Genomic DNA, 21,249 nt, shown 5'->3' on the forward strand with positions numbered 1-21,249 from the left:
GTGAATGAGACCAAAACTGAGACCAGAGAGCCGGGTCACACCTTCTTGACGACGATCGAGTCCGGAACCAGCTGCTCCAGGTCGTCCACGTCCGAGGCGAAGAGCGTGACCTGTCCCTTCTGCTGTCGCGCGATGACGGCGAGCACGGCGTCGATCGCGTACTTGTGGCCGTGCAGCTTGGCACCAGCCAGGAGGCGGCGGGCCTGGCGCGCCTCGTCCTTTCCGATGTCGGCGACCTTGAGCCGGGAGAACACCCAGTCCCAGCGCTGCTCGGTGGTTCTGCCGTCGTACGCCTCGAACAGCGTCATCGGAGACGTCACCACCTCGGCTTCGCCTCGGCCGCGAGGTCGAACCAGGCGATCATCTTCCGGTCGCCTCGTACCGCAAGGGACAGGGCTTCGCGGTCCAGTACGAAGACACGGAGAGGCGGCTGCCCGTGCTCAGCCACTCGCGTCTTCACGCAGCCTCTCCGGCGTTGTGCTTTCCGGTGGCGCGGCGCTGCTCGTGTTCGGCGTCGAGGTCCTCCAACTCCTGGAAAGCTGCCGCACGCTCGTCCTCAGTGACGGGGCCGTGTTCCTCCTGCAGACAGTCGACCAGCTCCAGCAGCCGGTCCCGGTCGCGCTTGAATCGCAGCGCCTCGGCGACGTACGCCGACAGGACCCGCTCGGCCGCCTCCGCACGACCAGTGAGTCGCCTCGATGGCCTGACGCGAATTTCCGCGGTCAGGGGGCTACGGCAGGTCGCGAGGAGGACACCTCACTTCGTTCAGGCAACAACATCGTCGGCCGGCCAGTGCCGCACGCATGCCAGGGATGCCCTGTACAGGAGCCACGCTCGTCACGCTCCCCCCACACCACACCCCTGTGCTTGACCATTCCACGGTCACAAGCTCTTGCTCGGCGGTGTGAGAGCGGCGCAACGGAATGTCCCACGCGGTCTAACAGGCAGGAAACCGGCCGCTACGGCGGGCGGACTAGCTTCGTGACATGAGGGTGTGGATGCCCGTACGACCGCTGCGCGGCAAGGTTGCCGCGATCGGCAAGGGCAGATTCGGCAAGGGTGGTTCAGTGCGCCGCCACGGGGGCCGAACGAATCCCGGGCGACGGCCGATGCCTGGCTGGCGCAGCATCAGGGGCCGAGTGGCGGTGGTCATCACGGTCCCGATCTGTTTGCTGCTGGCGGTGGCCGGTCTCGCCGTGCACGGCCGCGCCGAGGCCCTCGGCGATGCCCGGACGACCCGTGCCGAGGTCGGCCTCAGCCTGCGCATCCAGGCCCTGGTGCACCAGCTGCAGCGCGAACGCGGCCTGACCAACGGCCTGTTGGGCGGTGAGAAGGAGTTCCGCCCACCGCTTTCCGCCACGCGCAAGCGCGTTGACACGGCACTGCGCGGAATGCGCACTGAAAACGCCGTCGAGGACGTCGTCCAGCGGCACTTGCGGCGTCTCGCCGACATCCGAGCCGCCGCCGACAGAGGCACCGTCGGCCAGGCCGCGACCCTCACCTTCTACACCAGCGCCGTCAACGCCCTGAACGCCATCGATCCGGTGGCGGAGACCACGACCGGCGCCGACCGCCAACTGCGTGACGGGCTGGCCGCGTTGCGCGAGCTGGCCGCCGCCAAGGAGTCCGTCGCCCTCGAACGCGGGCTCCTCAACGGTGTGTTCGCCCAAGGCGCCTTCCACGGCCGTGAGTACATCGACTTCACCGAGGTGCGAGCCACCCGAGTCGCCGCCCTCACCCGCTTCCGGCAGGTCGCCACCGCACCTCAGCGCGCGGCACTGGAGAAAGCCTTCGCGACCGAGGATGCCGAACGCGCCACCGCCTACGAGAAACAGGCGGAAGGCGCCGCCGACGGCTCCCCGCTGCGCGCCGACGCCCGCACCTGGTGGGACGCGATGACCGTACTCGTCGACGATCTTTACGCCGTCCAGCAGTCGGTCGGTGACGACGTACGGGTCCGGGCTCACCGGCTCAGCCACGACGCCGAACTCGCCCTCGCCGCCTATCTCGTCACGGGCACGCTCATCGCCGCCCTGGTCGCGGGCCTCGCCGCTGTCGCCTCCCGGTCGCTCACGCGCCCGCTCCGTGGACTCGCCGAGACCGCTCACGACGTGGCGCGCCGCCGACTGCCCGCAGCCGTCGCCCGTATCCAGCAGTCCCCGCAGGACTCTGCTCAGCTCCTGACGCCGGAGGACGCGCAGGACACCTCCGATGCACGGCTGCTGGGCGGCGCGGCCGAGATCGCCGAGGTCGCAGCGTCCCTGCAGCAGGTGGAACACACAGCCCTCCAGCTGGCTGCCCAGCAGGCCGGCCTGCGTCGCAACACCACGGAATCGCTCGCCAATCTCGGCCGCCGGAACCAGAGCCTCGTACGTCGCCAACTCAGCCTCATCACCCGCCTGGAACGGCAGGAACTCGACCCGGACGCCCTCGCCGAGCTCTTCGAACTCGACCACCTCGCCACCCGTATGCGGCGCAACGCCGAAAGCCTGCTGGTCCTGGCCGGGCAGAATCCGCCAAGGCCCACGGCAGCACCCGCCGACGGTCTGGAGGTCGTCCAGTCCGCAGTCGCCGAGGTGGAGCAGTACCGTCGAGTTCTGATCGCGACCGTGGAGCCGGTGCGGGTGCGTGGGCACGCCGTCGCAGATGTCGCCCACCTCCTCGCCGAACTCATCGAGAACGGACTGAATTTCTCGCCCCCGACCGAACCGGTCGAGGTGCACGGCTGGTACGACATCGAGGACGACACGTACTCCTTCGGTGTCGTCGACCACGGCATCGGCATGTCCGAAGCCGACAAAGCACGTGCGGGCGCCCTCCTCTCCGACTCCGGAGAGGAGGCCCTCGTTGCCGCACCCACCCGGTTCCTCGGCCACCTCGTCGTCGGCCGACTCACCCACCGCCTCGGCGAAGGCGCTCAAGTCCACCTCTTCGACACTCCTGGCGGCGGCCTGTCCGCCCTCCTTGTCCTCCCCGGGCGCCTGCTCGCCCCCGTGGAGGACCCCTCCACCTCACCCCCACCCGCCAGGCCCACTGTCTCCTCCCTGCTCAACGGCTTCCGAGCAGGTGTCGCCCGCGCCGAAGCCAGAAACCCCCAAGGAGCGTCATCGTGACCACCGCCGTCCAGAGTTTCGGCTGGCTCGTCTCGGAGTTCGTGCGCACCGCCGACGGCGTCACCGATGCCGTCGCCGTTTCCTCTGACGGCTTGCTCATGGCCGCCTCGGACAGCCTCGGCCGAGACCGCGCCGACCACTTGGCCGCCGTCGTCTCCGGCATCACCAGCCTCGCCCAGAACGCGGCGACGGAACACGGCTTCCACGGCATGAAGCTCGTCATGATCGAAATGCTGGGGGGCTTCCTCATGGTCGGTCGTATCCGCGACGGCAGCTGCCTCGGCGTCCTCGCTGCCGAAGGGTGCGATGTGGGCCTCGTCGGCTATGAAATGGCCGTCCTAGCCGACCGTGCCGGCGAGCTGCTCACCCCGCAGTTGGTACGCGAACTGCACTCCGCGCCCAGATGAGCCCACCCGATCGCCGCCCGCCCCTGCCTCCGTTACCAGCGCGTGCCGCGAACGGTGGCGTGGCCGGGCGACTCGTCTTCCTCGTGCCGTGAGGCGCAGCAGCCGCGCGGTGGCCTCGTCCGGCGCGAAACGGTCAGGGGCGAATTCTGTGGCGGACCGAAGTCCGAGCCACACCAACATGGCGTGGTGTTCCTCATGCGCCGGGTCGGCGAGGATCACTTGGAATCGCTGCAGCCGGGTCCGCCGCCGCAGTCCTCGGGCGGGCACGCCCCGGCACCGTCCACGCAGCGCGGATAGTGAAGCTCGGCTGAGGCTGTCTGGAACTGCTCCACGGCGACGGGGTGACCCCAGTGGGCGCCCGGTTTGAGCAGGGCGGTCAGTGTGGCGGTGCGCTCGTCGCGGAATCCGAGTTCGCCGTCGGGACGGTAGATACGGAACCGGATGGGTCCCCGGCCAGGTCCCGGAGTGCAGACCAACTGGAATGGCTACCGGCCGCCGCGAGGGAGTCACGTCACTACACCTGGGCGGAATGTCGTAAAAGTCGAAAATAAATGAGACCAAAACTGAGACCAGGGAATGCCGAGAACCCCGGCCGCTGAGCGGTCCGGGGTTCTCGTTTCGCCTGTTCAGGCGGCTGCGGAGGATACGAGATTCGAACTCGTGAGGGGTTGCCCCCAACACGCTTTCCAACTCTGCTGGTCGCCGTTCCTGGTAGTTCAGGCTCGTACAGATCCTGCGTGCCACCCGCTGACAACAGGTCCGTGAACCTGTGCGAACTTCCACGGATGAGACTGCCGTTGAGACTGGACGGCAGTCTCTGGGGTGCTCCCTCGGCACGTTTCGACGCGTCCGCTGGCTGGAGAGCGTAGGAACACTCAAACGCCACCTTTCGCCACCCGGGCAAGCCTGCTGCCTGGCACTATGCTTTCGCCACCCCTAATACGCCACCGCGAACCATGATCATTCGCCACTAGAAATGTCGACAAAGTGGCTGTGATCGCGAAGGGATGCTTGCTGGCGGTGGTTGGCTTGCGCTTATCTCGTCTATGCGCACCTGAGGACGATTGCCGTCGGACGCCACGAACTCCCCGCACGCGCACAAAGCCTGGCTCCGGGATGCACCCCGAAGCCAGGCCCGTGGGCGGGGCAGGGTGGGTCCGGCCGAGTATGCGTCGGCCGGACCTACTCGATGTCCAGCCAGCCGCCCGGCTCACCCGTCATACGTCAGAGAAAGCGCTCGACGCATCCCGCAATGGCTGTGATCGCCGTGAGTAACAGCGCCGCTACCTGCACCCAGTCCCTACGCGGGCGCTCCCTGCGGCACCTTCCCCGCCTGGCCGATCGCTCCATCTCGTCCAATCTCCTGTCTCTCTAGGTTCCCAACAGCGTTGGGACCTGCCCCGGTTGGGCAGGCGTTTCAGGAGAGGCGGCATCGGACGTCTCGCAACATACCGGGGCGCCAGGAGCGGGACATTTAAAAGCCACCGTTCGCCAGGGTTCGCCAGTCCAACCGCTCCGACGAACGACATGCCCGCCGACGTACCAGTCGTAGCTGATCCCAGAGGCTCTGTCGCTGGCCTGATTACGGTGGTACAGGCGCCTGGCGCAAGCTGCGGAAGACAACGTCAAGCGGCGGGGGAGCCGCGGGAGAGATGGGCAGGGGAGCAACGGCTTTCAAGAGCGTCGCGCGTGGATGTCCCACACTTGCCATGAGCTGGGGAAATATCGCACCTGCACGATGTTCGCGGCCTGCTGGCCCACACATGGCCCACGACGCCTGATCCGTAGGCGCGTGCGCTCCCTAGCCTTGCCCTCACGATCTAGCCCTCCCTGGCCGCAAGCCGGCCGCTTGCGCGCCCTCTCACTGGTGTGCGTGACCGTTGATGTCGGGAGTTGATATCGCCAGGCTGTCCACTGCAACTCGACCGTTGCCCAACTCCCTGCCCAGGCAAGGTTGTAGCTGCACGTCAGCACGGCGTTGTCAGTGCTCGGCCCTAGCATCTAGCTTATGGAGCTTGGTGACTTCCTTTACAAGATCGGCACGACCTTTGGGGTTGGCGACGACCAGAGCATCAGCAGCGATGTAGCCCGCTTGATCCGGGCCGCGCCCGCCGAGGTCGGGCACTTGGTGCCCGGCGGTTACCTGGTAGTGGGGAGCCCTGGTAAGGGCAACTTGGCTGTCTGCCCCTGGGTTTCGGTCTTCGACCCGGACGAGACAACGACAGCAACGCGGGGTATGTACCTCGTCTACCTGCTTGCCGAGGACAGGAAGACCTTTGCGCTCAGTTTGAATCAAGGGGTCACGGAGATCACCAAGGCGCTAGGCGCACGTGAAGCCCGTGTGAGGTTGGCCGCAGAAGCGGCGGCTATCCGAGACGCCCTTTCTGCTGATGCCAAAGCAGGGTTGAGCACGACGATCGATCTCGGTGGGCGCTCAGGCTTGCCCCGCTCCTACGAGGCCGGAAACCTCCTGGCCATCACCTACGAAATCGCCTCGCTGCCTGGCGAACAGACCCTGCGTGCGGACCTGGCCCGCATGATCACCCTCTACCAGGATGCCTTGGCCGTCCGCGAAGAGGTACGTCAGACCACGCGCGACACCATTGTCACGGTGGTTGAACAGCCCCCTACCAAGGCGACGGAACTGCTGCTGCACTTCGCACCGAAGAGTGATGCCGAATACGTGCAGACCGTCGTGGCACGCAAGCTGCGCAAGAGCCGAAGCCACGAAACTCTCGTAGCCCAGTACGGCCGGTTCCTGCGTGACCGGCACCTCAACGTCGGTACCAACGTCCACCCACGCGACATGGTGGTCATCAAAGACAGCACGCACTGGCTCGTTGAAGCCAAGTTCATCAGGCGCGGCAACGCCACCGGGGCGGTGCGCGAGGCTTTGGGGCAGCTGGCTACGTATGCCTTCTGTCTGTATCCGCCAGAAGCTCAACCTCGCAAGCTGGCGCTGTTCTCCGAGCCGGTCGGCGAGGTGTACACCCGGCTCTTGGAGCACCACGGCATCGCGGCGGTGTGGCCCACAGACGAAGGCTGGGCCGGCTCTCCGTCCGCGCTAACAGCAGGACTTGCCTGACGCCGCTTTCGGACCGGAAATTGCTCCTTGAGCGCCCGCCAGCGTCGCGGTATGACGGTAGCCCCCTGGCTGAGGCCGACGGGCAGGGGGTCGTGGTTTTCAAGACCGGCCGGATCCGCCCGGACCAATGCGGCTTGACCTGCGCAAGCGTCCTCTCACTGGGCGCCGCCTACGCCTGGTTGGCCAGAGGTTGGCCGTGCTGCCACTGGGTTGGTCCGCCTCGATCCTCCGTCGGCGGTCATCCCTAGCTGTGGCACGACCCCTTCGTCCCGAAACAACGGCCCCCGTTGCCTCCGCCACATCGGCCATCGGAAGCAGCCAACCCGAGCAGCCTCACGCGCAACGCCGACCAGAGTCGGCCATTGCGACATGGTCGATGTCAGCGTTTGGCACTACTGTTCGACTCATGGCAATCAGGCAACCGGCCCAACGGAGCCCTCCCGTCATCTAACCTGGAACTTCCTTAGGGGAGGGACGCTGCCGGGTGGTGAGGGCAATCGAACCCGCGGATGGTCGGAAGCCGCGGGCTAGCCACATCGAAGCCGTGGACAGCCGCTACGTCACGCAGATGATGGAGCAGCTTCAACAGGGTTACATCAAGTCCGTGGCAGCAACTGCCGGCCTCGCCGTAGAGGTAGTCCCAGTCGATGTCTACGGGTACGACGTCCGCTTGATCAGGCCCCCTCATGACCCCATGGACGAAGAGTCCGCCGTGCTGGCCCAACTCAAGTGCACAACGAAGATCGTCCCCGATCCTTCGCGTGAGTCCTTCAGCTACCAGTTCACCAAGCGTCAGTATTTCGATCACCTAGCCAAGCCGCGCAAGTACCCCAAGGCGATTCTGATCGTTATGACAGCGCCGACTCGACAGGCTGACTGGACCGAGGTAACGCATGATGGCTTGTGGACTAGGCGATCTTGCTATTGGGCATCCTTGGAAGGGATGCAGATCGCCTCGTCGACCAAGTATCCATCGGTCCGTATTCCGACCAGCAACAGAGTAGATGCCGCCTCTTTAACGGAAATCCTGGATAGAATTGACAGGGGTGAATCGCTGAATGACTGAAATGTCGAGCGTAACGCTGCCTGCCCATGTCGACCCAGGAAAGTTGGGCATCCTGCTTGAGGAAGCGGGGTGGAAAAGAGTAGGTGGCAGGCGGGGTATTTACTCTCGATACCTTCCGCCGAATGTAACCGATACATGGTCAGAAGCCAGCCTCATGCTCCCCCTGGATGAGGAAGCGCCAGAATTCACTGAAACCATGCGGCTCGCGCTTCTCCAGCTGTCACAGGATCGCGATTTCTGGATTCGCTCCATCTATCCTCGCTTGATCGTTGAAGCCTCGGACGAATTCAAGTTCCGGAAAGAATCATCGGCGCCCAGCGGCTTTATTCAATGGCGGAGCGGCGAACGTCTCGTCGAGTCAGCTCGAAGGACATTGCTGGCTGGTGCGAAGTCCTATATGGGCCCGGACCGCCACTTCGTTAACCGCCATGGTCGGTTTGCTCATCGATACCTCGACCAGATCCTCATGGGGCAGAGCGCTCCGGGAAGCTACATCATCACTGCCTACGCTCCCCCGAATGCGGGCGTGCCTCTGTCAACGTCTGCGACAACACCGTCAATCACGCTCCCCGAGTTCGGGCTTGCGAGGGTGCGTGATGTCAGTCAGGCCGTGGTTAGGGCGGTGCAAGCCACCGTAGAGGCTTTGGAGCACTACCGCTCTAGCGGCTCCTTGTCCGGATTTGAATCTGGCGTAGTGGACGGCATCTCTTATGAGATGACTAACGCGCTTTTGGGTATTGCGGAAAACTCCGATGGCGCTGATGTAAGTGTCGAGTGGGATCCAGCTTTCCCGTCACCAGCAGAGTTGGATTCGCGCTTCGAACTGCGGGGTTCAGACGTTGGACCCCTCAATCAAGCTGCGGTGAAACTCGCCTCTGACACATCATCTCGGCTCACCACGATGATCGGTCGAGTGCATCTTCTGGCGAAAAAGCAAGCCGGAAGTCCTGGTGTCTTCGGTGTGGAGGCGCTTACTTCTGGTCCTGCCAAGAAGGTGCGTGTCAGACTCGCAGATGAAGAGGAATACCATGAGGCGGTGAGAGCTCATGAGGAGGATCTAGCTCTCCAAGTGAGTGGCCGACTTGAAAAAGAGGGAAACCTCAGTTGGTTGTACGACGCCACGGTATTGCGCACACTCGGTCCTATCTCTGATTACGCGCGTCCTACTTCGCAAATTCCTATGCGAGGACAAACCTCTCTCTTTACTGATGACATGCGCGACTTCTCTGAGTCCGATGGCTAGCCACCACCAGTAACCACAATCCACCCAACTCCCATCCCTTCCGCCGTCGACCCACACACCGTGGAGCGGGCGTGGTTCATGGCGTCCAGGTGGAGCGCGCCACTGTACGAACGACCTAGACGCCATCGGCCGCGTCTGCTCGGCTCTGCCTGGGTCGATGGCGTATGGGATGGGAGCTCCCCTCGCACACCACTACGCGCCCGCGGTCGGGTACGGCACCCCCAACATCCCGGTGCCGGCCGATCCCCCTCCGGAGGCATGGTCCCTGACCATGTCGGATTCCGTCCGGTGCTCGACTCTTGGCCTGGCCCTATCCACATGTAGGCGGGCGTCGGCACAGCCGGGGCGGAGCGGGCCGAAGGCAGGAGCGGCGCCCCAAGCGGAGCCGGGTGCTTGAACGAGGTAAGGAAGTTCCTACCGCGGTGCAGCACCCGCCTTGCCGACGGCAGAGCGGGCACACTCGCTTTCGAGGTCTGCTCCCACCTGCGGAAACAGTGTTCGGGGGTGTCCAACCCCGTTCATTCCAGTACTCCCACCCGCCGTCTGAACGGCCGTGAACGGCATCGGACGGGGGTGAATGAGACGGAAACTGAGACGGAGTACGGACCGGCTGACCTGTGCGTCTGTACCCCTCAGAGTCAGAGGCGGGAGGCTTCCAAGGCTGCGATCACGGCCGCCGGGTCGCCGTCGTACAACACGTGCGGCTCATCTCCCTGTGGAGGGACGAACCGCTTGCGGTACCGTTGTAGGTCGCTCTCAGAGAAGTAGATCGAGTTGGGATCGTTCGCGTGGAAGTCGTTGCGCTTGCTGATCCTCGCCCACAGCTCGTCATGGCTGGCGGCTAGGTAGACGAGTACAGGAGTCGCGCCGACGTCGGTGGCAATCGCGCGCCACTTCGCCCGGTCCTCCGGGGTCCAAAATCCGTGGTCAACGACGACATCGTGCCCGGCCTTGAGCTGCTCCCGCAGGTCGGCTGCCACGTCTTCAAGGACGGGCCGCTCAAGGGTGGGGAAGACACCCCGGGGGAAGTCCACGCCGTAGACGCCGTGCCGGCGGAACATCTCCTCGTCCGGGCACAGTCGTATGAACCCACGGGCGGTCAGGGTGCGGGAAAGAGTCGTCTTGCCGGAGCCGGGGAGCCCGGCCATAAGGACGCAGAACGGCGGGTGTGGGTGCATCGATCTCGTCGTGGTTCGGGAGATGGCAGCCACCTCCGCTTCGGCTTCGGGCTTGATTGTGCCAGTCCTGCGGGCCGTAGACAGTGCTTCTAGGCGGTGGTCTAGCGCACTCATGAGCGGGTCGCCCACGACCGTCACGGGGAGACCTCTGATTCTGTGCGCCATGTGCGGCCGGGTCCGCCGAGGTCCACGCCGTATTCCACGATGTTGCCCTCACTGTCCACGAACTTGGCTGTCATCACGACCATCGGGTCCGCCGGCAGGTTGCCAGGGTCCAGTTCCAGGAGCCGGGCGTACTCCGGCGTCACCAGGCGCGCGGACGCAGTGTCGATGCGGTGGCTGATCGGGTGACCGGTCGCCTGAGCAATGAGTTGGAGCGACGTTCCCCCTGTCAGGCGCGCGCTCTCTGCTAGCTGGGGGATCAGCTTCCCGTACCGGGCGGGAATCCACGACGTGCTGTGCGCGACGATGCCGTGCCGGTCCCGGTACACGCGGCTGCGGCGCACCACGTCGGAGCCGGGCCGAATGTCCAGCGCTTGCGCGACTTCATCGGGCGCCGGCACTACAGCCGCCTGGTGCGAGTCGGACCGTTCGCCTGCCCCCCAGCTCGACCCGGTACGACGTCCCCGGTCCTGCCGCTGCGCCCCGGACGACATCGGCGCTGGCTGGTCCAGAACTTCGGTGCCGATGCCGTGGATGCCACGGACAAGTCCCTCGTTGCGTAGCTTGCGCAAGGCTTTCTCGGCTGTCGCCGTACTCACCTTCCACTCTTCCGAGAGGTTCTTGATGCTCGGCAAGAGGGTCCCCGGCTGGAGCTGACCAGACGTAATCAGCTCTGTGTAGTGGGCGGCAATCTTCGCGTACGGCGCCCGATTGTCGGCCTGGCCTGCCATGTTGCCCGCTCCCTGTTGTCACTTCCCTGAGGTTCCCTAGCTTACCGCTTGACACCGCAGGGAACCCTAGGGAACCTTAGGGATGTGCCCGCCGGTCGGTTCACCGGACAGCGGGTGCCGGACCTCAATGCGCCCTGATTCAGGGCCCGTTCGAGGTCAAGGGGCCCGGGACAGAGCGGGCCGAGGGCGCACCCGACCCTTTGCACTCGGGAGGGCTTAGGCCGAAAGGCCACGTCTCCATATGCCTGAAACGGGAGCTCGTGTTCCCGAAGGAGACCTGTTCACGTCCGCTTCCAGGCAAGGGGGCTTCGTGCTCAGTCAACGAAGAACCTGGGCGCCGCGGTGATCGACCGGCACGGCGGTGCTTGAGCGTCATCCCGGTTCGTCGGCGGCGCTGTCCGCCGGCGGACGACCCGGTCTCTCTTCTTCCTGCCATCGCAGCGGCTAGCGCTGCGGCCGGTTGCCTCCCTCGCCCGTCCGGGGCCGCGTACTGCGCGGGACTCGTACGGGCGGGGCTGAGGGGAGCCGGATGTTCCGACTTCGAACGGCGCGCGGCCCCGGTGCTGGAACACCGGGGCCGCTGTTCGGGCCGTACCACCGTGAGAGGAACCACGACCCATGAAGCACATCGGTGCTGTTCAGGCGGCTGTTACCCGAGACGAGTTCGACGGCGGTCCGACGGCCGCTGAGCTGGACGCGATCGAGGCTGAGATGCCGCTGATCGAGGCGGAAGTCGAGTTGCTGGACGTGCAGATCAGCCTGCTCGACCAGCCGGTCACGGCGCTGGACGGCCGCCGACTGCGGCGGGCCCGCCGGAAGGTGCTCGCTGCCCGCCGTGACCTGACCAACAAGGCCGTGGCCGGAATGGCGGTGGCCGCGTGAGCGAGACCCTAACCCTGGACGATCTGTCCGTGCCGCTGCGCGCGCTGCGCCTGGTGCTGGCGGACTTCGGGCACCTGCCGGCCCCGCACGCGAGCGTCTCGCCCATCTTCCCCGACCGGTTGGAACTGTCCTTCCACTCCGGTCTGCCCGACTTCGAGGCGTGGCGCGCGGCGTTGGGCGTCCCTCCCGAGGACGTCAGCTACCACGTGCAGAGCGGCGGACGGACGCGCGTCCTGCGCACGGTCGCCGCCTACGCGGGCGCCGAACTGGAGCTGGTCGGCTACGGCGACGTTGACGCCCCGGCCCTGGTGGAAGCGGGTGCGGCATGAGTGCCCCGGTCCGCGTCGACGCTCCGTTGACGGGCGTCGAACCCGCGTCGACGGCCGTCACTGTGGACCGCGCCATCACCGCGCTCGCGGCCGTTCTCACGGTGGTGCTCACGGCGGTGGCGTTCTGGCTCTCCTACGAGCACCTGCAAGAGGTCGCCGCCGCGCACGGCATGGCCGACGCCGTCGCCCGCTCGTGGGCGTGGCCAGCGACGGTGGATCTGTTCATCGTGATCGGTGAGCTGCTGATCCTGCGTGCCTCGCTCGCCCACAAGGTCGACTGGTGGGCAATCGGCCTGGTCACAGCCGGAGACGGTGCCTCGATCGCGCTGAACGTGGCCGGGGTCGGCGAGAACGCCAACGCCCTCGACTACGTCGTCGCGGCGGTCCCGCCGGTGGCCGCGCTGCTCGCGTTCGGCGCCCTGATGCGGCAGGTGCACGCCTACCTCGCCCGCAAGGCGTCGACGGCCGTCACCACCCCGCCGCCGGGCGTCAACGCTCCTTCGACGCCCGTCACGGTGGCCGTCGACCGGCCGCCGGTGGATCCCGCGGCGCGGGAGCTCCCGGAGCCGGACGTGTGGGCGGAGCCGCTCGGTCTGCCGGTGGGCGTCGAGGTCGCGTCGACGCCCGTCACCGAAGAGTCGGTTGCCGTCGAGAAGCGGTCGACGGTCGTCGACCTGTGCATGCCGGTGATCTACCCCAACCGGGTCGATCAGGTGGTGCGGGCCCTGTACGGGACCGACTTCACTCAGCCGAACACCGCCCGCATGACCCAGGCCATGACCGCGCTCGGACTCGGGGGGTCGGAGTCGACGGCCCGCACCGCGCGGGGCCGGGTCAAGGCGCGTGAGCCGTACCTCGCCGACTTCCCCACCGCGATCGCCGGCTGAGACAAGGGGACAGGTCATGTCGCTCGGCTACACCAAGTGCTTCGACCCGACCGGCGCCCGCCACGGCATCCCCACCTTCCCCTGGAAGTGCGCCCCCGACGGCTACGCCACCTTCCGCCAACTGCGCGCCCGCGGCTTACGGCCCGGCGGTCAGCCGGTCACGGCTCAGGTGTTGCGACCGCGCTACCGGCGCGGCCCGCTGATCGCCTACCTCTACCGCATCGACGCCGCCAAGCCCGTCCGGCCGATGACGCCGGCGAAGTGGGCAGCGCTGGGCAAGGCCAACGCCGCCCGCCGCACCTGCCCCAAGTGCCGCACGGACGCCGGCTACGTCATCCCCGTCTCGCTCGGGATGTGCGTGCCGTGCGCGTACCCCGATGACGAACAGCGCGCCGCCTGAACCTCCCTACATCTGCGAGGAGTTCGCTGTGTCCAGCCGTACCCGCACCCGCCGCGCGGTGGGTGTCCACACCGTTCGTATCCCGCGTCAGCGCGGTCGACGTTCCGCTCAGCCGTTCGTGGTCGTCGTGCCCGAACGCCCGTCCCTGACCCGCGAAGTGCTCGGCTTCGCCGGCCGGATGCTGTGGCGCTTCCGCCGCGGGCTGGCCCCCACGGCCGCCGCCGTGGCGCTGTTCGTCGTCACCGGGGTCGTTCACCTGGTCGCCGTGTGGGTGGGCTGGGTGCTGGCCGGGGCCGCGGTCGCGCCGCTGGGCTGGCTGGCGTGGGTGTTCAAGTTCCGCCCCACCGCCCGCCGTTCGGTCCTGAAGTGGCGTGTCGCGGTGGTGCTGGCCTCGACCACCGTCATCGCGTGGGCGGCTCTTGCCGTCGTGTTCAGTCCGGTTGCCGGTCCGCTGGGCTGGCTGTGGCTGCTGCTCACGCTCACCGCTCAGTCGGTGTGGCTGTACGCCCGCCGTACCTCCGACGCTGCTGAGGAGATCCGCTGATGTCGTTCTTCACCCCGCCCCCGCGCAACGGCAATACGCCCGGACCGGGCCCCAACGCTCAGGGTGCTGCCGGCTCGAACGGCTACCAGAGCCCGCCGAACGGTGCCGGCCGCAACCGGACCACGAACCGGACGCGCACCCGTGAGTACCACTTCCACATCAACGACGGCGGCCCGGCCGGCGGCCAGAGCAACGGGCGCGGCGGCTTCAACGGGCGGGGCAACGGCGCCCGTCACGGCGGTCACAGCCCGCTCGCGGACCCGGAGTTCTTCAACAACGCGGACATCCGCAACTACTGCGAGAACGGCCGCGGGGTGTTCCTGCAGATGTCGTTCGAGCTGGCCAACGCAGCGGAGGTGCTGAACGCGGTGCTCAAGGAGGTGCCCGACCCCGAGGGGCGGGCGCTGGGCTCGCGGATGAGGGCCCGGCGGGTGTCGCGCAAGCTCAAGAAGGCGGCCGAGGACGCGCGGGACACGGCCAAGAACCTGGCCGCCACCTATGCGGCGTTCCAGCGCGAGTACGACCCGGAGCTTGCCCCGATGCGTTCTCGGCAGCGGCCGATGGGTCGCCGCTTCGACTTCAACCAGTAGACCCGTAAGGAGGTCAGGTTCATGTCCCAGCTCACCCCTGAGCAGCAGTACGAAGAGCAGTTGCGGGTGGCCTCCCGCGGTGACGGCGGCGGGATCGTCGACTACCTGCTGCACCGCGCGAAGCCGCACCTGCCGCCGTGGCTGGCCGGCGTGGGGGCGGGCCTGGCCTCCCTGCCCGCCCACCACTTCTGGGGAGACAACCCCTGGACCGCCGCCGGCCTCACCCTCACCTCCGTCGCCCTCACGGGGGCCACGTGGTGGGCGGGCCGGTCCACCACGCCGCAACGGCGCCTCCACTCCGCCATCACCGTGGCCGCCTCCACCAGCTGGTTCACCGCCGCGTCCATCGCCGGACCCGGCACGGGCCCGCTCGGAGACCTGTTCTTCATGGGTGCCCCGGCGCTGGCTCTGTCGTGGAACATCCGGCAGATCATGCGCCGCACCCCCGAGGGCGGCGCCGGTGGTGACGGCGGCTTCCTGGAGAAGGTCGGACTCGCCAAGACCCAGGTGGTGTCTTCGGAGGTGAAGCCGAACCGGGCCACGTTCGATCTCCAGCTTCCGCGCGGGGAGCTGACCCCGGAGGACGTCTCCAAGAACATCACCCGCATCGCGGGCGCGCTTGATGTGCCCAAGACCGCGATCCGCGTGCAGGAAGACCCCGAGTCCGCCTCCCGCGTCCAGCTCACGGTGGTGCCGCGGGACCTGCTGAAGAACACCACCCCGTGCCCGGGGCCGTCGCATCCGGGCGGTTCGATCGCCGATCCGGTCGTGGTCGGCCAGTACGAGGACGGCACCCAAGCCGTCCTGTACTTCCCCGGCCACCCGAAGTCGGGCCGCAACGCGGCGCACTTCCTGGTCATGGGGATGACCGGCTCCGGCAAGTCCGAAGGAGGACTCACCGCGCTCGCGGAGGTCTGCACCCGCCGCGACGTGATCGTGTGGGCCTCCGACCCCGCCAAGGCCGATCAGACCCTTGGCCCGCTGCTGCCCGCCATCGACTGGGCCGCCCTCGACATGGCGTCCACGAAGGCCATGACCGAGGCACTGCCCGCGGTGATCCCGGCGCGCACGGCGTGGCTGGCCAAGTACGGCTACAAGCAGTGGGAGCCCGCCTGTGCCGAGGTGCAGGCGGACGGCTCGCCCGGCATGCCCTACCTGGTCGCCTGGTTCGAGGAAGCAGCCAAGACGATCCGCGAGACCGACGACGACGTGTTCACCGGCATCGCGCAGGAAGCCCGCTCCGCCGGGGTCTCACTGGTCGTCTCCATGCAGCGCGCCTCCGGCAACCAGGTCTCCACCGACACCCGCTCCTCCCTCGGCTCCTCCTGGTGCCACGGCGTCGGCAAGGAGAAGGACGCACTGTTCGCCCTCGATGACGAGGTACTGGACGCCGGCGCGGCGCCGCACGTGTGGAAGGACAAGAAGCCCGGTTACTCCTACCTGGTCGCCAACGGCGTCCCGGAGAGTCTTTGGGCCACGCCGCTGCGGGACTACCTCTCCGGCAGCGACTACCTCGCGTGGGTCGTCCTCAACTTCGCACAGACCCGCGCCGGCATCGACATCGTGACCGCGGGAGCGGCGGCCCGCGCGGTCGACCGGGCGTTCACCCACCGCACCCGTCACCCGCTGCCCGGCGGCATGCCGGAGCTGGAGGAAGCCATGCCCGCACCCGACGAGGACGAGGACGAGGACGACTACGGCCCCGACGCGTACGAACAGCACGACGACCGGGACGACTACGACGACGACGAGGGCGAGTTCGTCGACCCGGAAGCGGAACTGCCCCCCGTCACCCGCGTCATGCACTTCCGCGAGCCGACCGCACCGGAAGCCCCGCGCGCTCAGCTCACCCCCGCCCAGGCACGGCAGGCGATGGAAGAACTCCTCGACGAGTTCGAGGACGAGGGCCGCACCGTGATCGGCCCGGCCGACTTCATGGAGCACTGCGACCGCCACGGCCGCTCCCGCTCCTGGGTCTCCGGACAGGTCGCGCAGTTCGTCATGGCCGGCCGTCTCGCCGAGACCAGCGAGACCGGCCGCTACCGCATCGTTCAGATGCAAGCCGCTTGAGCAAGATCTCGGCATGTCCCACCGCTGTGCACTTCCGCGCAACTGTCCACACCGACGCCCGGAAGTGCACCGCCTGAACTGGGCTGACACCGACCTGACGCGTCAGACACGTCTGACACCCCTGACGCACTGACCGGCCCAACGCACGGGTCATACGTGCGCGCGAGGGCCGTCAGACGCGTCTGACACCCGCCTGACGCGTCACGCCCCGCACCCCTGACACCCACCCGCACGGGCCCGCACCACCACCCCGGCACGGGCCCGCCGGCCTCCCGGAGGGGAGCCCCCGTGACAGAGCCCGAACGGCCCGGAGCCGTCGAAATCCACCACCCCCAACCGATCACCACGCCCTTGCTGCCGGTGCAGCCGGGCACGGTCCCGGCGGTCACGAGCATCGTGCTCCCGGACGGCCGGATCATCACCGGCTACGCCATCGAGCCCGCCAAGCCCGACCCGGTCGCGACCAAGCCGGCCGTATCGCGGGCGGCGGTGAACGTCGCGCTCGGAGGGATCGGATTCGCCGCCGTCTGCGGCGGACTGCTGATGCTCACGACGTTCATCACCGTGCTGACCGCGTTCGTCACCCAGCTCATCACCCTCGCCGCCGTCATCTTCGGCGGCTGGATCGCCGTGCAGGTGTTCAGCACGGGCGGCGGCGGGGGCGGGACCACGGTCAACATCCGCAAGGCCGTGATCAAGCGGAACAAGTTCCACGGCTGAACAGCCCACACCCACAGGAGAGTTCATGTCGTTCGGAGAGGTCCCCATCACCCTCGTCGGCAACCTGACCGACGACCCCGAGCTGAAGTTCACCGAGGGCGGCGCCGCGCTCGCCAAGTTCACCATCGCCGTGACCCCGCGCAGCTTCGACCGCACCAGCAACCAGTGGAAGGACGGCACCACCGCCTTCTACCGCTGCGCCGCCTGGCGACAGCTCGCCGAGCACGTCGCCGAAAGCCTTACCAAGGGCTCCCGCGTGGTCGCGTCCGGCCGGATGCGGCAGCACGACTGGACGACCACCGAGGGCGACAAGCGCTCCATGCTCGCCGTCGAGATCGACGACATCGGCGCGTCCGTCCGCTTCACCACCGTCCAGATCAACGCCCGGCGGGCCCCGCAGTCCGCTCCGTCCGGTGACGACCCCTGGGCCAAGACCGGCACCCCGGCCGGCTCGCAGTCCACCGACGAACCCCCGTTCTAGCTGCGCCAAGGGCGGCCCCCTCTCACGCCAATGAAACCGGGGCCGCCCTTGTCCACCTGCCAGCCATCTGACCTGTGGAGGTCTCCAGCATGACGCAAGCCACCCGCATCGGGCGAGGACATCCCCAGCCCCACTCTCACGCCCTGGCCCGCGCCGGCCGGGAGCTCCCGGCCGCGTCGCCGGCGGGGATGCGGTTCTACCTGACCACTCACAAGAAGCATTGGGTCAGGCTCACCGACAAGCCGCTGTTCCTGAAGTCCGAGCACTTCGTGAACGCGGCCAAGCTCTATCCGGCCCTCGGCCCGTACGCCGTCGACTCCGGCGGGTTCTCCGAACTCCAGCGCAACGGCCGCTGGACCCGCACACCCCGCCAGTACGTGAACGACCTGCGGCGCATCTGGGAGCACGTGGGCCCCTACGACTGGGCCGCCCCGCAGGACTGGATGTGCGAGGACCTGATCATCCACGGCGGCAAGGCCGGACCCAACGTGTTCGTCGGCACGCACCTCACCGTCGCCGAACACCAGCGCCGCACCGTGGCCAACTTCCTCGAACTGCGCTCCCTCGCCCCGGACCTGCGCATCGCCCCCGTCCTCCAGGGCGACAACGTGCCGGCCTACGAGCGGTGCGCGGAACTCTACGAGAGTGCCGGCGTCGACCTGCGGGCCGAACCGGTGGTCGGGCTGGGCTCGGTGTGCCGGTTGCAGTCCACTCGTCAGGGCGCCGCGATCGTCACCGCCATGGCCGCCCACGGGTTCAAACTGCACGGCTTCGGCTTCAAGACCCTCGGCCTGGAACGCGTCGGCCACCTGCTCGCGTCGGCTGACTCCGCAGCCTGGAGCTACCACGCCCGCAAGCGTCCGCCGATGCCCGGCCACACGCACAAGAACTGCGCCAACTGCTTCGACTACGCCATGCGCTGGCGCGAGCGCGTGCTCCGCACCGTGTCGACCGGCAACCGCCCCGCGCAGGACGGGGACGAGGTATGAGTGAGCTCATCAGCGTCGTCGACATCCCCGCCGTGGACCTGGGCTGCCTGCATCTGCTCGCCTCCGCGCTGTGCTCCGCAGAGCGCGGCTGGCCCGTCATCCCCCTGCACCCCGGCACCAAACGCCCTGCCGGACACCCCGAGCGTTCCTGCCCCGGCACCGGGCGCTGTCTGAGCGGCCACCGCACCCCCGAGCAACGCGCCACCCTCGCCCCCGACCTCATCCAGGCCGCATGGGCGCAACGGCCCTACAACGTCGGCATCGCCACCGGGCCGGCCAGTCTGCTCGTGATTGACCTGGACGTGTGCAAGCCGGAAGAGGAAGAAGGAGCGCCTGACGGCGCCGCTTCATTGCAGGCGCTCTGCGAGCGCGCCGGCGAGACCCTCCCGGCCACCTACCGGGTGCGGACCCCGAGCGGGGGCTGTCACCTGTACTTCACCGCCCCACCCGACGACCGGTTGAAGAACAGCGTCAACCGGCTCGGGCCACACATCGACACCCGCGCGTGGGGCGGCTACGTCGTCGCCCCCGGCAGCACCACCCCCCAGGGCGCCTACGAAGTCACCGACAACAGCCCCGTCGCCCCGCTGCCATCCTGGGTCGCCGCGCTGCTGGTCGAGCCGTCCAGGCCCGCCACGGTGTCCGCCCCACTCCTGATCCCCGGACAGGGAACCCGCCGGGCCCAAGTGGCCCTCGAACGCGAGACGACCGCCGTCCGGCAGACGAAGGAGGGCGGGCGTAACACCCGGCTGCTGGCGGGTGCCCGCGCCCTGGGCCGCTTCGTCGCTTGGGGCGAGATCACCCGAGACCGGGTCGAGGAGGCTTTTCAGGGGGCGGGGGAGGCGGCCGGACTCACCGCGACCGAGTGCCGGGCCACCATCCGCAGCGCCCTGGAGTGGTCGATCCGCACCGCCCGGCCCAGGGAGGCCGCGTGAACCCCCGCCGCCCCTCCCCTGAAAAGCCTCTCGCCGAAGCATCCCGCCGCCCGCGCCCACCGGCGCCCGACACCGACTCCGGCCGTGGCACGAAGTGCGACGGCCGCAAGGCCGTCCTTTCAGCCCTTTCCCACGCCCCCGCCGCCCACCGCGACACCCGCCGGCTCCGGACATCCCAGGAAGAGAGGGCCGCCGCATGACCGACACTCAGCCCACCGACGGCTCCCGACTGCTTGACGAGATCGAAGCCTTCCACCGCCGCTTCAACGTCTTCCCCACCGAATCCGCCTTCGTGGCTGTGACTCTGTGGAACGCCCACACCCACCTGCTCGACTGCTTCGACTCCACCCCTCGGCTCGCGTTCCTCTCCCCGGAGCCCGCGAGCGGCAAGACGCGGGCACTGGAGATCGTGGAAACCCTCGTCCCGCAGCCCATGGTGGCCGTCAACGCCTCCGCCTCCGCGCTCTTCCGCGCGGTCTCTGGACTCGAAGCACGGCCCACGATCCTCTTCGACGAGATCGACACCGTATTCGGGCCCAAGGCTGGAGAGAACGAACAGCTCCGCGGCTTCCTGAACGCCGGTTACCGCCGCATCGGCGTCATGTACCGGTGTGTGGGAGACGGCTCCAACCAGCAAGTACAGGAATTCCCGTCATTCTGTGCGGTCGCCGTCGCCGGACTCGGCTCGCTGCCGGACACGATCCTGACCCGCTCCGTCATCATCCGCATGCGCCGCCGCGCCAGGAACGAGCGTGTGGAGCCCTACCGGCAGCGCATCCACGAAGCCGAGGGCAACGAACTGCGCAAGCAACTCGCCGTGTGGGCCGACAGCATCCGCGAACGCGTGGACGGGGCATTCCCGCAGATGCCGGAAGAGGTCACCGACCGGCCTGCGGACGTGTGGGAACCCCTGCTGGCAGTCGCGGACGCCGCCGGAGGGGAGTGGCCCGAGCGAGCGCGGGCCGCGTGTGTGGAGCTGGTCACCCTGGCGAAGGCCGACGACAAGGGCTCCATCGGCATCCGTCTCCTGACGGACCTGCGTGACCACGTCCTCAACGGCATCGACCGGCTGCCTACCATCGCTGTGCTGGACCGGCTGTGCTCGCTCGACGAAGCACCGTGGGCCGACATGAGCGGCCGGCCGCTCGACTCCCGGACGCTCGCCAAGCTGCTCGGGGAGTACATGACCGGCGAGAACACCCCGATCAAGGCCCGCAACATCAAGGCCGGGGGGTCGGTCCTCAAGGGCTATTACGCGGCAGACCTCCACGACGCGTGGCAGCGCTACTGCCCTCCACCCTCAGGAGCCGCTACCTCCGCTACCTCCGCTACCTCGCAGGTCAGCGGCCCCGAAAAGGTAGCGGACGCCCTCTTCACATCCGCTACCTGAGCGCTACTCCCGCTACCGGCCCCCGGCACCGCCCGGGGCCGGTAGCG

General features: G+C 67.8%; 22 protein-coding genes. 17 read left to right on the forward strand and 5 right to left on the reverse strand.

Annotated elements, in window-relative coordinates; all coding sequences use genetic code 11:
* Positions 1-35 precede the first annotated feature (35 nt).
* Complete coding sequence (locus ACZ52C_RS12685; RefSeq protein WP_469074693.1) at positions 36-308, reverse strand: hypothetical protein; 273 nt, start codon at positions 306-308, stop codon at positions 36-38.
* A 148-nt stretch (positions 309-456) separates the two neighbouring features.
* Positions 457-726, reverse strand: coding sequence for a CopG family transcriptional regulator (locus ACZ52C_RS12690; protein WP_469074809.1), 270 nt, complete (start codon positions 724-726; stop codon positions 457-459).
* A 413-nt stretch (positions 727-1,139) separates the two neighbouring features.
* On the opposite strand from ACZ52C_RS12690, the gene ACZ52C_RS12695 reads away from it, so the two are divergent.
* Complete coding sequence (locus tag ACZ52C_RS12695; RefSeq protein WP_469074694.1) at positions 1,140-3,113, forward strand: sensor histidine kinase; 1,974 nt, start codon at positions 1,140-1,142, stop codon at positions 3,111-3,113.
* Positions 3,110-3,520, forward strand: coding sequence for a roadblock/LC7 domain-containing protein (locus ACZ52C_RS12700; RefSeq protein ID WP_033526688.1), 411 nt, complete (start codon positions 3,110-3,112; stop codon positions 3,518-3,520). Before ACZ52C_RS12695 ends, ACZ52C_RS12700 begins: the two co-directional genes overlap by 4 nt.
* 215 nt (positions 3,521-3,735) lie before the next feature.
* Here ACZ52C_RS12700 and ACZ52C_RS12705 read toward each other — a convergent pair whose 3' ends face one another.
* Positions 3,736-3,852: an IS1096 element passenger TnpR family protein gene (locus ACZ52C_RS12705; RefSeq protein WP_469074810.1), complete on the reverse strand. Its 117-nt coding sequence runs from the start codon at positions 3,850-3,852 to the stop codon at positions 3,736-3,738.
* Between the two features lie 1,676 nt (positions 3,853-5,528).
* On the opposite strand from ACZ52C_RS12705, the gene ACZ52C_RS12710 reads away from it, so the two are divergent.
* From ACZ52C_RS12710 to ACZ52C_RS12720, 3 genes are all read left to right on the forward strand, one after another.
* Positions 5,529-6,605, forward strand: a complete 1,077-nt coding sequence (locus tag ACZ52C_RS12710) for an MrcB family domain-containing protein (RefSeq protein WP_469074695.1) — start codon at positions 5,529-5,531, stop codon at positions 6,603-6,605.
* A 544-nt stretch (positions 6,606-7,149) separates the two neighbouring features.
* Positions 7,150-7,671 carry a DUF4365 domain-containing protein gene (locus ACZ52C_RS12715; protein WP_469074696.1) on the forward strand — a complete coding sequence of 174 codons (522 nt, stop codon included), beginning with the start codon at positions 7,150-7,152 and terminating at the stop codon, positions 7,669-7,671.
* Between the two features lie 154 nt (positions 7,672-7,825).
* Positions 7,826-8,914 (forward strand): hypothetical protein, encoded by a 1,089-nt coding sequence (locus ACZ52C_RS12720; protein WP_469074697.1) that lies wholly within the window; start codon positions 7,826-7,828, stop codon positions 8,912-8,914.
* 638 nt (positions 8,915-9,552) lie between these two features.
* On the opposite strand, the gene ACZ52C_RS12725 is transcribed toward ACZ52C_RS12720, so the two are convergent.
* Positions 9,553-10,230: a P-loop nucleotide/nucleoside kinase family protein gene (locus ACZ52C_RS12725; protein WP_469074698.1), complete on the reverse strand. Its 678-nt coding sequence runs from the start codon at positions 10,228-10,230 to the stop codon at positions 9,553-9,555.
* Positions 10,227-10,985, reverse strand: a complete 759-nt coding sequence (locus ACZ52C_RS12730) for a GntR family transcriptional regulator (RefSeq protein WP_469074699.1) — start codon at positions 10,983-10,985, stop codon at positions 10,227-10,229. The genes ACZ52C_RS12725 and ACZ52C_RS12730 overlap by 4 nt, the downstream gene beginning before the upstream one ends.
* A gap of 618 nt (positions 10,986-11,603) precedes the next feature.
* Between ACZ52C_RS12730 and ACZ52C_RS12735 the strand changes: the two genes are divergently transcribed.
* The 12 genes from ACZ52C_RS12735 to ACZ52C_RS12790 all read left to right on the forward strand — a co-directional run bounded on the left by ACZ52C_RS12735 (position 11,604) and on the right by ACZ52C_RS12790 (position 21,202).
* Entirely contained in the window at positions 11,604-11,867 is a 264-nt protein-coding gene (locus ACZ52C_RS12735; RefSeq protein WP_469074700.1) for a DUF6284 family protein, read from the forward strand.
* On the forward strand, positions 11,864-12,196 hold the full coding sequence (locus tag ACZ52C_RS12740; protein WP_469074701.1) for a hypothetical protein: 333 nt from the start codon (positions 11,864-11,866) through the stop codon (positions 12,194-12,196). Before ACZ52C_RS12735 ends, ACZ52C_RS12740 begins: the two co-directional genes overlap by 4 nt.
* A complete protein-coding gene (locus ACZ52C_RS12745) occupies positions 12,193-13,083 on the forward strand; it encodes a DUF2637 domain-containing protein (RefSeq protein WP_469074702.1) in 891 nt (296 codons plus the stop codon). The genes ACZ52C_RS12740 and ACZ52C_RS12745 overlap by 4 nt, the downstream gene beginning before the upstream one ends.
* A 16-nt stretch (positions 13,084-13,099) precedes the next feature.
* Complete coding sequence (locus tag ACZ52C_RS12750) at positions 13,100-13,483, forward strand: RRQRL motif-containing zinc-binding protein (RefSeq protein ID WP_469074703.1); 384 nt, start codon at positions 13,100-13,102, stop codon at positions 13,481-13,483.
* 28 nt (positions 13,484-13,511) lie between these two features.
* Positions 13,512-14,027, forward strand: coding sequence for a hypothetical protein (locus ACZ52C_RS12755; protein ID WP_469074704.1), 516 nt, complete (start codon positions 13,512-13,514; stop codon positions 14,025-14,027).
* Positions 14,027-14,617, forward strand: a complete 591-nt coding sequence (gene traA, locus ACZ52C_RS12760) for a plasmid transfer protein TraA (RefSeq protein WP_469074705.1) — start codon at positions 14,027-14,029, stop codon at positions 14,615-14,617. The genes ACZ52C_RS12755 and traA overlap by 1 nt, the downstream gene beginning before the upstream one ends.
* A 21-nt stretch (positions 14,618-14,638) precedes the next feature.
* On the forward strand, positions 14,639-16,687 hold the full coding sequence (gene traB, locus ACZ52C_RS12765) for a plasmid transfer protein TraB (RefSeq protein WP_469074706.1): 2,049 nt from the start codon (positions 14,639-14,641) through the stop codon (positions 16,685-16,687).
* 288 nt (positions 16,688-16,975) lie between these two features.
* Positions 16,976-17,407: a hypothetical protein gene (locus ACZ52C_RS12770; protein WP_469074707.1), complete on the forward strand. Its 432-nt coding sequence runs from the start codon at positions 16,976-16,978 to the stop codon at positions 17,405-17,407.
* 25 nt (positions 17,408-17,432) lie between these two features.
* Positions 17,433-17,888 carry a single-stranded DNA-binding protein gene (gene ssb / locus ACZ52C_RS12775; RefSeq protein WP_469074708.1) on the forward strand — a complete coding sequence of 152 codons (456 nt, stop codon included), beginning with the start codon at positions 17,433-17,435 and terminating at the stop codon, positions 17,886-17,888.
* 89 nt (positions 17,889-17,977) lie between these two features.
* Positions 17,978-18,877, forward strand: a complete 900-nt coding sequence (locus tag ACZ52C_RS12780; RefSeq protein WP_469074709.1) for a deazapurine DNA modification protein DpdA family protein — start codon at positions 17,978-17,980, stop codon at positions 18,875-18,877.
* Positions 18,874-19,812: a bifunctional DNA primase/polymerase gene (locus ACZ52C_RS12785; protein WP_469074710.1), complete on the forward strand. Its 939-nt coding sequence runs from the start codon at positions 18,874-18,876 to the stop codon at positions 19,810-19,812. Before ACZ52C_RS12780 ends, ACZ52C_RS12785 begins: the two co-directional genes overlap by 4 nt.
* Before the next feature lie 196 nt (positions 19,813-20,008).
* Complete coding sequence (locus tag ACZ52C_RS12790) at positions 20,009-21,202, forward strand: DUF3631 domain-containing protein (protein ID WP_469074711.1); 1,194 nt, start codon at positions 20,009-20,011, stop codon at positions 21,200-21,202.
* The last annotated feature ends 47 nt before the right edge of the window (positions 21,203-21,249 follow it).

Source organism: Streptomyces sp. NPDC034049 (assembly GCF_055575575.1).

What these genes read in the sequence shown, in the direction of transcription:
- ACZ52C_RS12685 (WP_469074693.1), bottom strand. Translation starts at nt 308, where the DNA reads ATGACGCTGTTCGAGGCGTACGACGGCAGAACCACCGAGCAGCGCTGG.
- ACZ52C_RS12710 (WP_469074695.1), top strand. Translation starts at nt 5,529, where the DNA reads ATGGAGCTTGGTGACTTCCTTTACAAGATCGGCACGACCTTTGGGGTT.
- ACZ52C_RS12720 (WP_469074697.1), top strand. Translation starts at nt 7,826, where the DNA reads ATGCTCCCCCTGGATGAGGAAGCGCCAGAATTCACTGAAACCATGCGG.
- ACZ52C_RS12730 (WP_469074699.1), bottom strand. Translation starts at nt 10,985, where the DNA reads ATGGCAGGCCAGGCCGACAATCGGGCGCCGTACGCGAAGATTGCCGCC.
- ACZ52C_RS12735 (WP_469074700.1), top strand. Translation starts at nt 11,604, where the DNA reads ATGAAGCACATCGGTGCTGTTCAGGCGGCTGTTACCCGAGACGAGTTC.
- ACZ52C_RS12745 (WP_469074702.1), top strand. Translation starts at nt 12,193, where the DNA reads ATGAGTGCCCCGGTCCGCGTCGACGCTCCGTTGACGGGCGTCGAACCC.
- ACZ52C_RS12750 (WP_469074703.1), top strand. Translation starts at nt 13,100, where the DNA reads ATGTCGCTCGGCTACACCAAGTGCTTCGACCCGACCGGCGCCCGCCAC.
- traA (WP_469074705.1), top strand. Translation starts at nt 14,027, where the DNA reads ATGTCGTTCTTCACCCCGCCCCCGCGCAACGGCAATACGCCCGGACCG.
- traB (WP_469074706.1), top strand. Translation starts at nt 14,639, where the DNA reads ATGTCCCAGCTCACCCCTGAGCAGCAGTACGAAGAGCAGTTGCGGGTG.
- ssb (WP_469074708.1), top strand. Translation starts at nt 17,433, where the DNA reads ATGTCGTTCGGAGAGGTCCCCATCACCCTCGTCGGCAACCTGACCGAC.
- ACZ52C_RS12780 (WP_469074709.1), top strand. Translation starts at nt 17,978, where the DNA reads ATGACGCAAGCCACCCGCATCGGGCGAGGACATCCCCAGCCCCACTCT.
- ACZ52C_RS12785 (WP_469074710.1), top strand. Translation starts at nt 18,874, where the DNA reads ATGAGTGAGCTCATCAGCGTCGTCGACATCCCCGCCGTGGACCTGGGC.
- ACZ52C_RS12790 (WP_469074711.1), top strand. Translation starts at nt 20,009, where the DNA reads ATGACCGACACTCAGCCCACCGACGGCTCCCGACTGCTTGACGAGATC.